Here is a 14,353-nt window from a genome sequence, read left to right on the forward strand (position 1 = left end):
CTTGCCCACACTTCGCTTGCGCTTGTGTGGGCAAGGTCGGCGTGCTACGGGCTACGCTCACGCTTCGGTGCTTCGCTTCGCTCCGCACTGGGCTAACGCCCACCCTCCGCATGCCTCACGCAAAAAATAAAACTATCCCATTAAACGCGTATCTTTACTACATGAACCAAGTATTCTTCCCCTATGGCATAAGTAACTTTGAAACACTAGTCAAAGACAACTACGTGTTTGTAGATAAAACTATTTTCATAGAAAAATTAGAGCAACACAAAGAAAGAAATGTATCCTTCTTACGCCCCCGCAGATTTGGTAAAAGCTTGTGGCTCTCTATTTTAGAGTACTACTACGACATTAACCAAGCCCACAAATTTGACCAACTCTTTGGAAACTACTACATCGGCAAAAACCCCACACCCCTGCACAACGCTTACCGAATTCTGCGTTTTGATTTCAGCGGCATAGACACCAGCACCAAAGAAAAAGCCAAAAAAGGATTTGCTTTTTCAGTACTTAACGCAGTAAGAGAATTTGCAGATAAATACAAACTCTTTACACACGAACAAAGACAATTCATTTACCATCAAGCTGATGCAGAAGAAATTATCAATGCCTTTTTTAGAACCTATGCATCCAATGGATATTCAGAAAAAATTTACTTGCTTTTTGATGAATATGACCATTTTACGAACGATATTTTGTACCGCAGTTGGAATGAGTTTGTAGAGAGTGTGTCTAAACAAGGCTACATCCGCAAGTTTTATGAAGTTATCAAAAGTGCCACGCAACAAGGAGTTGTGGATAGGCTATTTATCACAGGCGTTTCTTCTTTGACTTTGGACGCCCTGACCAGCGGTTTTAACATCCTGACCGACCTTACCCACAGCCTTGAATTTGAAACTATGCTCGGATTTACCGAAAAAGAAGTACAACAATTAGTAGAACTGACTACAAAAGACAAAACTCTGCAAGCTAAAATTTTGCAAGAAATGAAAGAATGGTACAACGGCTATCGGTTTTGTGAAACTTCTCACCAAACTCTGTACAATTCGGATATGGTTTTGTACTATTTGAAAGCTTTTCAAGAGACACACACTGCGCCCCGACGGTTGTTAGACCCTAACATTGCCCCTGACTATGGCAAACTCAAACAAATGTTTGAAGTGGTCAATCTGCAAAAGAACCAAGAAGTATTAGAAAAAGTACTACAAAATGGCTACATTGACGCCGAACTTATTCCGATATTCAACTTTGAAAAAGGTTTTACCCAAGCCGACTTTATCAACTTTTTGGCTTACTTGGGCAATTTGACCATTGGGGGCGTGGATGAAATTACAGGTAGAGTGCATTTCAAAATCCCTAACAAAGTGATTGAAGAACTGTATTGGCAGTATTATGCGGATATCCTAAACCAAATTCCTGAACTACAAAGCCAAAGTGAAGCAATAGACCAAGCCGTGATAAAAATGGCAAAGGAGGGAATATATGAAGATTTTTTTGTTTTGCTGGAAAAGGTTTTACAGACACTTTCCAATCGGGATTTTAGTAAGTTTAATGAGAAGTATGTAAAGGTAGTAATGGTGGCGTATTTAGTCTTGTCTAGTATTTTTGATGTAAGGAGTGAGGTAGAGCTTTTTGGGGGTGGTTATCCTGATGTGATGTTGATGAGAAGGCCGCAAAGGCAGCGGGAGCATCATGAGTATGTGATAGAGTTGAAGTATTTGAAAAAGGAGGAGGAGAGTAGGTTGGATGAGGTCAGAGAGGAGGCTAAGCGTCAATTGTTGAGGTACTACCAACAAGATGAGGTATTACGGTGTAAGCCGTATTTGCATTTGTTGGCAGTAGTGTGCGTAAAAGATGTGCTGTATGTAGAGGAGGTAAAAGTACCTGCGTAAGCAGGTACAAGAATTTAAGTTTGTAAGTGATTGAGAATAAGGTTGAGATGAGGTAGATAAGGTCAAGTTGAGGGTATTGAGGGAGTGTTATTCAATTGCGTGAGGGGCATGGAGCATGCCGTTAGGCAGTGCGCAGCGTTAGCGGAGCACCGAAGCGAAGCGTAGTGCGGAGTGCCCCGACCCTTGCGTCAGCAAGGGGCACGCCCAAAAAAATAAATTATTTAAGAATTCGCACAGATATAATGAACTTTGTTCATTTATCACAAAGTTTTTAACATAAGTTCTTAATTTAGCGTAAAATTAAAGTATGTATAAAAAAGTAGTTATCTTACTTGCTATTACTGTAAGTGTTGCAGTGTGTCAAAACGCACAGCCAGAACCCGAATGGAAGGTTATTACATTTGCAGGGGGATTGATGGGCTACAAAGATGGAAAAGGTACAGAAGCCCGCTTCAATAGACCTAACGGCATGTGCATAGATATCTATGACAATATCTACGTATCTGATGATGGAAATAACTGCATCCGTAAAATTACGCCAAATGGCGAAGTAAGCACTTTTGTTAAAGGAATACACGGATGCCCCGTTGCAGACAAAAAAGGTAATATCTACGTAGCTTCTGAATACGAGCATGTTATTTACAAAGTAACACCAAACGGTAAAATTTCTGTATTCGCAGGCGGAGGAAAACCAGGATACAGAGATGGAGTAGGTAAAAATGCTCTGTTTAATCGCCCTGCAAGCATAGATATTGATGCAAATGACAATCTTATCGTAGCTGAAATGGATGGAAATTATATCCGTAAAATTAGTCCTGACGGCACTGTAACCACTATCGCAGGAAGTGGTCAAGCTGGTTACGCTAATGGCAAAGGAAGAGAAGCCTCTTTTGACTGTCCATTAGGCATTTGTATGGACGTAGATGACAATATTATTATCGTAGATAGCAGAAACAAAGCAATTCGCAAAATTACCCCTGATGGTGTAGTTACCACTATTCTCAATAGCAGATTCAAAGGATACGTAGATAAAACTAATGGCATTAGCAGTTTGAGCTTTGAAACAGGTAGAAATGATAACATACGCTACTACGGCAATTTTAATTGGTTAGACCCTTACAGCTTATCTGGAAGTAACTCTTGGGGGGGGGATGTGGTATTAGATAAAAGCCATAACAATCTCTACATTGCTGATGGGGGCAACAACTGCATTCTAAGAGTTAATTTTATTGACAAAACAGTAAGTGTATTTGCAGGAAACGGTAGAGCAGGCAGTAAAGATGGACCACCTTCTGTAGCTACCTTCAATAATCCCGTAGAAATTGTAGTAGATAGTAAAGGAAATTTTTTTGTTGTAGATAATGGGGGACATGCTATAAGAAAAATTGAGCGCAGTTTTCCTGAAATTCCTAAAAAGAGAAGCGATAACGCTGCGATTGTAGTTAGCCCGCCTAAAACCAAAGAAACTGTTTTAATAGGTAAAGTAATTGACGCAGAAACTAAACAACCCGTAGAAACCAAAGTAGACCTCATTTATACAAAAAACAATTCTAAAATTTCTTGTAATCACTCAAAGGAGGGCTTTAAGCAAACGTTAAAAGAAGGCGGAGAATATCAGTTGGTTGTAGAAGCACAAGGCTACCTACCCTACGAAACTAAAATAGAAGTCAAAGAAGGAACGGACAACCAAACAGTAATAGAACTTCATAAAATAAAAAAAGGTGAAAAGGTAGTACTAAACAACATCTACTTTGAACCTAATAAATACACACTTGACCCTCGCTCTTATGAGGAACTAGAAAGAGTATATAACTTCCTTAAAACCTATCCTACGGTGCGGATTCGTATAGAAGGGCATACCGATGGTGGAGTTAAGGGAACCGATCCTGCTTATTTACAAAAGCTTTCCGAAGATCGTGCTAATGAGGTAAAGAATTGGCTTGTTCGTAAAGGCATAGATAAAAATCGTTTAGAAGCAGTAGGTTACGGTAGTTCTAGACCTATTGCGGATAATAATACCGAAGAGGGGCGTAAAAAGAATAGGCGGACTGAATTTGAAATTATTACAGAGTAGCTCAAAATGAAGGTGCAAAGCAGTTTGACAAAGTAGACTGATAAAACCTTTTGGAAGCGAATAAGTAAGTTTAGAGAATACTATGGCGGCGCTGGAAAGCAGTGTCGCCATAATTTTTACAAAATCATTCCACAATAGTTGGACTATTGCAGAAAACCTACGGAGAAAAATAAAAATGTATCCGTAGATACAAATTTGGTAGTTTTCAATGTCAGTTTTTCGGTTTAGGAAAGTTTGTTTTGTACTTAGTTTTTTTGAAAAGGATTTGTGAGGAGTTTTTAGTTTAATGCGTGAGGCATGCGAAGGGTGGGCGTTAGCCCAGTGCGGAGCGAAGCGAAGCACCGAAGCGAAAGCGTAGCCCGAAGCACGCCGACCTTGCCCGCGTGAGCGCAGCGAAACGCGGGCAAGGGCACGCCCAAAAAAATAGACCTCAATTAGAATTAAACAAAGCAAACTAAACTCAATACAACAAAAACCTGTAAGGCAATTCTGTACCCTTAGTTATACCTATGCGAGTAGTAGAAATGATATTCCTATTTTGCACTTCTGCATCCAAGATGTAAAGCTTATCTGAACATAAAGAAAGCATGTTGTGCGACATATCAATCCCCATTGCTTGACATAGTTTGCTTGGTCCACTGCAAAGTTGTTCAATTTTGGTTGTGTTTCTACGTTTTTGCATAATTTCTATTCCATAGAGGGGTTCCAAAGCGCGAATCAACACAGCTTCTCCTACTCCTTCTTGACCACTAACTACATTAAAACAATAATGCATGCCATAAATCAAATACACATAGCTATTACCTGCCGACATAAACATAGCGGCATTTCGCTTAGTTTTTTTATTCATAAAAGCATGGCATGCAGGGTCATTATGTAAATAAGCTTCGGTTTCTATAATTCTGCCCGCGGTAACAGTGCCATCCTGTACGGATACTAAAATTTTACCCAACAACTCTTTTGCCAGCGTAAGTGTATCGTATTCCTGATACCTATTAAACTTTGATGCTTTTAATGGCAGCATACTCGGGTGAGTTAACCCCATATTGTACTTTAATGTAGGATTTAATTCGCTTTACACGCTCTGAAAGACCATTTTTGCCATTGTACAACTCTTGTCGTTGGGCTTTTACTTCATTTAGCTTTTGCAATACATTTTCGACTTCTGTGTGTAGTTCAATAAGATAATTGAGTTTTTTGGTTAGCTCTTCAATTGTAACCTGCTCTACAGTTGGATTGTACAAAACAGGAAATTTTTCAATTTCACTAATCATGCTTTTGAAAGCTTCGATAAGGCTATTGTAAGACAGTTCTGTAATTTTTTCTTCGCCCTCTTTTCTATGAATAGCTCGAGTGGTTTTGGCAATGGCGTTAATAGTGTTGTATTCGTGAGATTTGTTACCGTACTGGGCTTTAACTGCATTGAGGACTAAAGTTACTGTTTTTTGTAGTGAATCAGGTGCTGTGCGAAAAGCTTTTTGCCGCAAAGCAGCTAGTTCGCTATACCTTTTGCGTAATTCTGCTTCTTTTGCATTTACCTCTGCGATAGCGTTCAATAAGTTACTTACGTCGGTTATAGACTCCCATTGGCGAGGAGGTTGATATTCAGGAAAGCTGCTAATGTAGTTCAAGAGTAATTGAGCTCTTTCGTACTTGGCTTCAAAAGTATTATTGGTTTTTGCCATGTGCGTTTTAATTGCGGGGCAAATATAAAATATAAGTTTGTAAAAACCAAATAAAAAGTTGTAAAGTTAGATAAGCTTTTATCAACACAATGAGAGGCTTAATTTTTAGGAGTGAGCTACTTTTATTCCCATTCAATAGTAGCAGGTGGCTTTGAGCTAATATCATAGACTACTCGGTTTATCCCTTTTACATGGTTAATAATTTGAGTAGAAACTGATGCTAAAAAAGAATGAGGTAGGGGTGCCCAATCGGCTGTCATGCCATCTAGGCTGGTAACTGCGCGTAAGCAAGCAACTTGTTCGTAAGTACGTTCATCGCCCATTACTCCAACAGAATGCACGGGTAAAAGCACAGCAAAAGCTTGCCAAACAGTATGATACAAATTGTGTTTTTTTAAGTTTTCTATGAAAATAGCATCTATTTCTTGTAACAAAGCTACTTTTTGTTGAGTAATTTCTCCTATTATCCGAATAGCAAGCCCAGGTCCTGGAAATGGATGCCTGTTGAGTAATGCATCAGGCAGGTTTAGCACTTTTCCTAAGTTTCTCACTTCATCTTTGAATAACATTCGCAAAGGTTCTATTAGCTTCAAGTGCATTTTTTGAGGTAAGCCACCTACATTGTGATGAGATTTTATAGTTACAGAAGGTCCTTTGACTGAAACAGATTCTATTACATCGGGGTAAATAGTACCTTGAGCTAAAAACTGCACATTTGGAATTTTTTGTGCTTCTGCTTCAAATACTTCAATAAAAACTCTGCCGATAGTTTTACGCTTTTGTTCAGGGTCCGTAATGCCCTTTAAGGATTCATAAAATTTTTGTTGTGCTTTTACACCTATTACGTTCAAGCCTAGGGCTTGATATTGCTCTAAAACTTGTTCGTACTCATTTTTGCGTAGCAAACCATTATCTACAAAAATACAGTGTAAACGTTTGCCAATAGCTTTATGAATTAACACAGCGGTTACGGAAGAGTCCACTCCACCTGATAGACCACATACTACGTTTGCCTTTTCTCCTACTTGCAAGTTGATGTCAGCAATAGTGCGTTGAATGAAGTTTTCGGCGGTCCAGTTGGGTTGGCATTTTGCTATGTTGTAGACAAAATTTTGTAAAATTTCTTTACCTTGTAAAGTGTGTACTACTTCGGGGTGAAATTGTACGCCGTAGATAGGTTTTGTTTCATGTTTGAATGCAGCAATAGGGATGCTTTCTGTTTGGGCTATTACTTGGTAGTCTTTTGCTAGTTCTAGTATGCTATCGGCATGACTCATCCATACTTGGGTATGTGGACTAATATTTTTGAAGAGAGTATTGTCTTTAATTTGTGTTAGATTTGCTCTACCATACTCACGTATGGCAGCTTTTTCTACTTTACCTCCTTGTTTGTGAGCAATGAGCTGCGCCCCATAGCATATTCCCAAAGTAGGCAAGCTAAGTATTTTTTGCCATACCTCTTGGGTTATATTCGGTGCTTCGGGTTGGTGTACGCTTGCAGGGCTACCCGATAGAATAATTCCTTTTGTATTATTGTCTAGAGCTCGTGCAGCTTCATAAAAGGGATGTATTTCGCAATATACGTGCAATTCTCTTATTCTGCGAGCTATGAGCTGCGTGTACTGCGAACCAAAATCTAATATCACAATCTTTTGCATAATTTGTGCAAAAATACATACTGTATTTGTTTGTAAGTTTTTGGGATGTTAAAAGTGTGAAGTAAATTGAGTAGATTAAAAATTATGAAATTATGATTGTAGTCAAAATGTATAATGGGTATTGTTGAAATAGACAATGAGGATTTACTTTTGCGTTATGAGCCAAATAACGATAAAAAGAGCAAGCACTGCTCTCATCGTCTTGGCAAAGGTAGTAAAAAATGGAACATAAAATTTTTTGTGTAGAGATTGTGGCAAGCAATTTCAGAGCTACTACTAAGCCAGGAATTAAAAACCTGATTGCCTGTTATGTCATTTAAGAGATATAATAAATCGTTGTAGGTTTTACGTACGATGCTACAAGTAGCAAAAAGAACCTTGATTGAGCTAAAGGGAAAGTATTATCATAATTATGCTCTTATGTGGTACGAAAAATAGCCAGAAATGGTGGACAATATATGCTTATGTTCTTGAAACAGATGAAATTTTAGCTTATAGGGAAAAGAGATGCTGTTGCAGTCAAGAAACTTTATCAGAGACACAAAAATTTACAAATAAGTGCCTATTTGCACTGATGGGTGGAAAGCATTTGTACAAGTGCTTAATAAGGAAAACCATCAAGTTAGTAAGGCTTGTAGATTGAAGGTGCACACGCTGCGTTGCATGCTAGAAACAGACGATTAGTCCGCCAAACTACTTCCAAAAGAGAACTTTACCACAGATGCTTCTGTTGAAATTATGTTTTACCATAGAAATTGTAGCTATCATACATTCTAACTAAGTACCATCAAAAATTACTCTGACTTCTTTTCATCTTCTCTTTTGGGATTGACATTTATCTGACTTTGGTTAGACAAAGTAGGAGGATTGTTTTTGTCATCAGCCGCAGGATGAATTCTATCATCAGTTACCTGACCTTTTACATTTATTGCAGGTGCATTAACTTTTGTAACAGAAACTTGATTTTTAGGTAATTTGTCAGGTTTTTTAGGCTGTTCGATTTTCTCCATTGGCGCTAGCTTGGGGGCATTCGCTCCCTGAATATCTTGCTGAGCATATAGGACTTCTGCAAAGAGAAGCAAAACACCAATAAATAAAGTTTTTGATACTTTCATTCTTCACAACCTCCTCTCTTATTGTATAACGGATAAAGTCATGTGATGACCTGGCTGGGCAGTATCTACGACAGGATTATAAGTACCCAAAATACCATTTCTCAGCCAATCTACTCTAAGCGTGTAGTTTGTACCTACGGTTAATCCTGTGAGCAAGCGATTAGCTGAACAACTCCAAGTAGTAACTGTTCCAGTAAAGTTATCGTAGCTCTGTATTTTCTCATTGGTCTCTACTACGCTTGTGTTCGTAGTTACGTTGAACACTCTAAATTGTACGTAAGACATAGAGTTGGTATAGCCGTATCCTGACGCAGAAAACATCACATAAGCTGAGGTAGCTCTTGCTGTAAATGTCAATGTCATACCTGTCACTGTAGACCAAGTTGTAGTGGTGCCTTCTCGGTAACCTGATAAAGAAACACTTGTAATTTGACTGCCTGCTACAGTACTCCATATAGGTGCAACGCCTGCACCTTGACTAACAAGAATCTGACCTGTCGTACCTGCATTTCCCCCTGGCATCAGTGCTCCACTGAAACGTAGGTTTCCTGAAACATCTAAGCGCTCTAGTGGAGTGGCTGTGCCTATACCCACATTTTGAGAAATCCCCTGAAGAAGCAGTACTATACAAAGTACAACTGTAATTTGAACTATTTTCATAAGAAACTTGTTAAGTTCTAGCTGCAATATTAAGAACAAACTTTTAGAAAGTCAACCACTAATCTAAAAAATTCTTATATATCTAAAATCTTGCATAACTTTGAATGCATGAAACATTACTTTTACATTTGTTTATTAGTCTATTTGACAGTCTTGCCTTTTTTCGTTGAAGCTCAAAAAAACAACAATCCCTATACTTTAGAAAATCTTGGTATAAAGTCTAAAAAAGCCTTAAAGTACTTTGTAGAAGCAGAACATTTGTTTCAAAGGAGGGTATTTGACCAAGCAATTCCTTTATATCTCAAAGCTATTAGTTTAGAACCTCAATTTGACCGTGCTTACGCAGGAATAGCTAATTGTTACTTCTATGCACACCAAGATTCTATGGCAGAGATTTGGTTTGAAAAAACTTTATCTATTAACGATAAAAAGTATGCTATCTTTTATTCGGTAATTGGGGATATAAATTACCAAAAAGGAAATTACCAAAAGGCGTTAGAGAACTATAACAAGTACGCTAAAAGCCCAAATGCTGATATTAGGACTCTTGAAAAAGTCAATTTTAATAAGAGGAACTGCGAGTTTGCCTTAAAAGCTATAAAAAATCCTACCGCGCCTCTACCTAAAAATATGGGTACAAACATAAATACTATTTACAATGAGTATTATCCTTCTCTAACAATTGATGAAACGCAACTCATTTTTACAGCTCAACGCCCACGCAATAGTACTCTTTCCGGTGTGCAAAATTCGGAAATGGCTAAGCTAAAGGTGTATGACGAAGACTTTTACGTTTCTACATTCAAAGATGGTCAATGGCAGAAAGCAGTCAATCTTGGACCACCTGTAAATACTCTTGAAAATGAGGGTTCATGCTGCTTCTCGGCAGATGGAAAATCGGTTTATTATGTAATCTGTGATAAGAATGGCTGCGACATTTTTGTTTCAGACTATGTAAACAAGGAATGGTCAGAACCGCGCAGACTAAATGAAAACATAAATACTCGATATTGGGAAAGTACTCCTTGTATTTCTGCGGATGGTAATACTCTATATTTTACTTCCTCGCGCCCAGGGGGCAAAGGGGGTTACGATATTTGGAAATCTACTAAAACTCCCGATGGCGATTGGGGACCTGCTGAAAATCTTGGTGATAGTATCAATACACCCTATAAAGAAATTAGCCCCTTTATCCATCCTGACGGAAAGACACTTTATTTTGCCAGTGAAGGGCACCCAGGAATGGGTAGTTCAGACTTGTTTGTAAGCAGAATTAAGCCTGATGGTACATACAGTACTCCTGTTAATTTAGGCTACCCTATCAATACTCCAGGTAGCGAAGCAAGTATTATCATTAACCGAAAAGGTGATATCGGATATTACAGTCTGAAAAAACCTGCTTCCGAAGGGGGCGACGTGGATCTGTATACTTTTCAAGTCCCTGACTTTGCTAAACCTGTCAAAACTTCTTACTTAAAAGCCACTGTACTTAATGCTAAAACCAAACAGCCTATTCCTAACGCCACTCTGAACTTGATAGACCTATCTCAAAATAAAACAATCCTTAAAAAGAATACCGATGAAGAAGGTAATGTGCTTACAGTATTGCCCGCCAATCAACTACTTGGCGTATTTATTGAACATAAAGGATTTTTGACACATTCCGAAAATTTTCAAATTACCGAAAGTACCGCAGATAAACCTCAGCTACTAACTATTTCACTTACACCTATTGAAGTAGGTAGCGCAACTATTCTTAAAAACGTATTTTTTGACTTTAATACATATCAACTTCTTCCTGAATCTTATCCTGAATTAGATAAGTTAGCTGAATTGCTCATCAAAAATCCTACACTCAAAATTGAACTTTCAGGGCATACAGATGACATTGGCGAAGATAAGTTTAATTTAGTTCTATCTCAAAACCGAGCAAACGCCGTGAAAGAATATTTGCTCAAAAAAGGTATTACTGCAGATAGAATTCAAGCAAAAGGGTATGGTAAAACCCAACCTCTTTTACCTAATACGAATGAAGAAAACCGTAAACAAAATCGTAGAACAGAATGTAAAATTGTAAGCTTTTAAGACCTATTACAAACCTATGCATCAAATTTGTAGCCTACACCTTTTACTGTGGCAATATAGTCCTCTCCAACTTTTTCGCGCAGCTTACGAATATGGACATCTACGGTTCTATCTACTACTAAAACATCGGTTCCCCATACATTTTCAAGCAGTACGTTACGACTAAATACTTTTCCAGGCTTAGAAGCTAAAAAGTAAAGCAATTCAAATTCTTTTTTAGCCAAAGTGATAGTAGAGCCATCGTCTTTGGTTACTAAAAAGGTTTCTCGGTTTATTTCTAAATCTCTAATTTTTATGACTTTGGGTTTTTCGGCATCTATTTCTGAATCTCTACGTAAAATAGCGTTAATTCTTTTTATGAGGGCACTTAGTCTAATCGGTTTTTGAACGTAATCATCTGCACCCGCTTCAAAACCTGCCAATTCTGAGAACTCTTCTGTACGTGCTGTAAGAAATAAAATGTGTGTCCGCCTAAATTCTGGTATTTCGCGTAGTTGTCTACATGTCTCAATACCGTCCATTTTGGGCATCATTACGTCTAGTAGGATAACTTTGGGATTGACTTTTTTTGCTACTTCTATTGCTTCTAAGCCATTTGTAGCTCTATATACTTCAAAGTTATTTTGTTTGAGTTTGTATTCTAATAAATCTAAAATATCTGTTTCATCGTCCACAATTAGCACTTTGATAGCACTCATAATTGCAAAAATATAGGTTTGAATGGTCAGTTGTGTTATTTGAATGTAAATATACAGTAAATTTAGTGAATAGAGTTTGGTTCTTAATTTTGAATAATTTCAAATTCAGTTCTTCGGTTTTTACGCCTGCCTTCTTCGGTTTTATTATCTCCGATAGGTTGAGTGCGTCCAAAGCCTTTGGCTATAATACGTTCAGGTTTGATGTTGTAATGTTTAATTAGATATTCTCTCACAGCGTTGGCACGTTTTTCTGAAAGTTGTTGTAGGTATTCATCGGTAGTACCTTCGGCACCACCATCAGTATGTCCATTTACTTGTATGCGAGTGTTAGGATTATCCTGTAAAAACTTAGCTACCAAAGCTAGTTCTGCTTTTGATTTTGCATCTATCTCTGCGGTATTGGGTTTGAAAAAAATATTATTGAGAGTTACTTTTGCACCTGTTTTTACTCTTTGTAGTAAAATATCTAACTCAATCTTTTCAGAATTACCTTCTTTTTGTATGGTAAAATTTTCAGAATGGAATAGATAGCCACTTTTTCGTACAGAAATTCCATAGTTTTTACCTGCGGGAAGTACTACTACGTATTTGCCTGTTGTAGGGTTTGATTTAAATTGAGCAATAATTTGATTTTTTTCATTGTCTTCTAGTACAATATCAGCCTCTAAGGGTTCATTAGTTTCTTTGTCTTTAATGTATCCTGAAAGGGTTATTACTTTATCACCTTCGGCTTTTTCAAAAAGGATGCGGTACATGTCTCTTTTTCCTACGGCGTTGGGGTCTTCACGAGTGGAACTAAAATAACCTACCGTTCCTGCGGGGTTGATTACAAAGAATGTGTCATCGCCCCCTGAATTGATAGGGTAACCTAAGTTAATGGGAGTTGACCAAGTACCATCTTCTTGTAAAGTAGATTTGAATATATCCAAGCCGCCCATGGTGTTGCGTTGAGAGCTAAAATAGAGGGTTTTTCCATCTGCATGCAAAAAAGGAGAAGCTTCATCTAAGGGAGAATTGATTACAGGACCTAGATTTTTAGCAGGTTCCCATTCACCGTTCGGTTTTCGCTTTGACCAATACAGATCTCTACCACCATAGCCACCAGGGCGCTCACTAGCAAAGATGATAATGTTCCCATCTGCAGATATGCAAGCTTGGGCATCCCAATAGCTTGAATTGATAGCAGAGGGCAATGGGCGGGGTTTTGTCCATACATTTCCCATGAGATAAGAAACAAAAATATCTCCGCCGTTGTAAGTGGAATTGTACAAATACATAGTTTGCCCATCTGCGGATAAGGCTAAAACAAAATCGTGTCCAATTGTATTGAGAGGAGGTCCTACGTTCCGGGGGGTAGTCCACTCGCCGTTTACTTTTTCTGAAAACCAAATATCTTCATAAAACTCTCCATTAGGAGTTTTTCTATCGCTTGTTCCATTCTTGCGTTGGGAAGTGAAGTATAATATGCTTTCATCCGCTGTAAATACAGGGTGTGTGTCATTTTCTTCGGAATTAAGGACTTTACCTAGGTTCTCTATCTTGACTTTGATAGGATTTTCTTTCATTTTTAAGCCATATCTAGCTTGCTCAATTGCATCTTGGGCAGCTTTGAGTACTTGTGGGTCAGGGTTAGCAACTCTTGCCATATAGGCACTTAAAAATGTCTCTAATGTACTTATAGCTTCTCTAAATTGATTACGAGTAATTTTGAGCGTACCTGCATAATACAGCGCTAATGGTTTATAATCAGGGTCAAGATTGTAACACTGTTCAAAGTATTGAATTGCTTTTGGGATATCAATATCATAGTAGCTAGCACCTAATAGCCAAATTATTTCTTTTTTTTGTTCAGTATCAAGGTTAAGTTTGGCTGCTTCCTCTAAATAGGGGATAGCTTCAGCATATTTCTTTTGATAATACAAATTTTTACCTCTTTCAAAGCTGCTTTGGGCATTTGTCGTTCTTACTAAACCAATATGATACAAAATTAAAGCGTAAGCTAATACCTTATTACAGACGTTCACGAACACAAAGGTAAAAAAAATAAGCACTTTAACTATGTAAAGTGCCTATTTAGGTTTCTATCAGCTTTGTGCACTACTTGCTTTCTTCTTTGCGGGCTTCTTTTTTAGAAGAACAGCATTCTTTCTTGCTGGACGCAGTAGCTTTGTCGTTGCAGCAGCTTTTGTTCTTGCTTGCTTTGCTTGAACAACATTTTTTGTCTTTTTCCTCTGTGCTATTTACAGCTTTGGCATCGGGTTGAGTATTATCTACGTTATTTGCTGCACTAACTTCTGTTTTTGCTTTGCTAGGACAGTTACTTGCAGATTTTTTACCGCCACAGCATTGTGCATTAGCTACATTAACAAATACAAATGTGCAAATTACAAAAGCACAAGCCACAAGGATTTTTTTCATAGACTTATGAATTTAAGGTTATGCAAAAGTACGAAAAAATTTTTAATCAAGTTTTTACTCAATATGTA

Annotated in this window: 13 protein-coding genes; 4 read left to right on the forward strand and 9 right to left on the reverse strand. The window is 37.9% G+C overall.

Annotated features, from left to right (window positions below; translation table 11 throughout):
• The first annotated feature begins 161 nt into the window (after positions 1 to 161).
• The 3 genes from NZ519_01105 (at position 162) to NZ519_01115 (ending at position 3,966) form a co-directional block, all read left to right on the forward strand.
• Positions 162 to 1,892, forward strand: a complete 1,731-nt coding sequence (locus NZ519_01105; protein MCS7027337.1) for an ATP-binding protein — start codon at positions 162 to 164, stop codon at positions 1,890 to 1,892.
• Positions 1,893 to 2,020: 128 nt separating this feature from the next.
• The gene (locus NZ519_01110; GenBank protein ID MCS7027338.1) at positions 2,021 to 2,167 is read left to right on the forward strand and encodes a hypothetical protein; all 147 of its coding nucleotides are present in this window, start codon (positions 2,021 to 2,023) and stop codon (positions 2,165 to 2,167) included.
• A gap of 32 nt (positions 2,168 to 2,199) precedes the next feature.
• On the forward strand, positions 2,200 to 3,966 hold the full coding sequence (locus NZ519_01115; GenBank protein ID MCS7027339.1) for an OmpA family protein: 1,767 nt from the start codon (positions 2,200 to 2,202) through the stop codon (positions 3,964 to 3,966).
• Here the strand turns inward: NZ519_01115 and NZ519_01120 are convergent.
• From NZ519_01120 to NZ519_01145, 6 genes are all read right to left on the reverse strand, one after another.
• Complete coding sequence (locus tag NZ519_01120) at positions 3,862 to 4,419, reverse strand: hypothetical protein (GenBank protein ID MCS7027340.1); 558 nt, start codon at positions 4,417 to 4,419, stop codon at positions 3,862 to 3,864. The genes NZ519_01115 and NZ519_01120 overlap by 105 nt on opposite strands.
• 7 nt (positions 4,420 to 4,426) lie before the next feature.
• Positions 4,427 to 4,990, reverse strand: a complete 564-nt coding sequence (locus tag NZ519_01125) for a DNA-3-methyladenine glycosylase (GenBank protein ID MCS7027341.1) — start codon at positions 4,988 to 4,990, stop codon at positions 4,427 to 4,429.
• On the reverse strand, positions 4,962 to 5,651 hold the full coding sequence (locus tag NZ519_01130; protein ID MCS7027342.1) for a hypothetical protein: 690 nt from the start codon (positions 5,649 to 5,651) through the stop codon (positions 4,962 to 4,964). Before NZ519_01130 ends, NZ519_01125 begins: the two co-directional genes overlap by 29 nt.
• 122 nt (positions 5,652 to 5,773) lie before the next feature.
• Complete coding sequence (guaA, locus tag NZ519_01135) at positions 5,774 to 7,312, reverse strand: glutamine-hydrolyzing GMP synthase (protein ID MCS7027343.1); 1,539 nt, start codon at positions 7,310 to 7,312, stop codon at positions 5,774 to 5,776.
• 791 nt (positions 7,313 to 8,103) lie between these two features.
• Positions 8,104 to 8,424: a hypothetical protein gene (locus NZ519_01140; GenBank protein MCS7027344.1), complete on the reverse strand. Its 321-nt coding sequence runs from the start codon at positions 8,422 to 8,424 to the stop codon at positions 8,104 to 8,106.
• 18 nt (positions 8,425 to 8,442) lie between these two features.
• Entirely contained in the window at positions 8,443 to 9,084 is a 642-nt protein-coding gene (locus NZ519_01145) for a hypothetical protein (GenBank protein MCS7027345.1), read from the reverse strand.
• Positions 9,085 to 9,192: 108 nt separating this feature from the next.
• Here NZ519_01145 and NZ519_01150 point away from each other — a divergent pair, with 108 nt between their 5' ends.
• The gene (locus NZ519_01150) at positions 9,193 to 11,169 is read left to right on the forward strand and encodes an OmpA family protein (protein ID MCS7027346.1); all 1,977 of its coding nucleotides are present in this window, start codon (positions 9,193 to 9,195) and stop codon (positions 11,167 to 11,169) included.
• A 14-nt stretch (positions 11,170 to 11,183) separates the two neighbouring features.
• Here the strand turns inward: NZ519_01150 and NZ519_01155 are convergent, their stop codons facing one another.
• The 3 genes from NZ519_01155 to NZ519_01165 all read right to left on the reverse strand — a co-directional run bounded on the left by NZ519_01155 (position 11,184) and on the right by NZ519_01165 (position 14,285).
• Positions 11,184 to 11,867 (reverse strand): response regulator transcription factor, encoded by a 684-nt coding sequence (locus NZ519_01155; protein ID MCS7027347.1) that lies wholly within the window; start codon positions 11,865 to 11,867, stop codon positions 11,184 to 11,186.
• Between the two features lie 83 nt (positions 11,868 to 11,950).
• Positions 11,951 to 13,897, reverse strand: a complete 1,947-nt coding sequence (locus tag NZ519_01160; protein MCS7027348.1) for an OmpA family protein — start codon at positions 13,895 to 13,897, stop codon at positions 11,951 to 11,953.
• Positions 13,898 to 13,964: 67 nt separating this feature from the next.
• A complete protein-coding gene (locus tag NZ519_01165) occupies positions 13,965 to 14,285 on the reverse strand; it encodes a hypothetical protein (protein MCS7027349.1) in 321 nt (106 codons plus the stop codon).
• Between the last annotated feature and the right edge of the window lie 68 nt (positions 14,286 to 14,353).

It is taken from the genome of Bacteroidia bacterium, from assembly GCA_025056095.1.
Classification (GTDB): domain Bacteria; phylum Bacteroidota; class Bacteroidia; order JANWVE01; family JANWVE01; genus JANWVE01.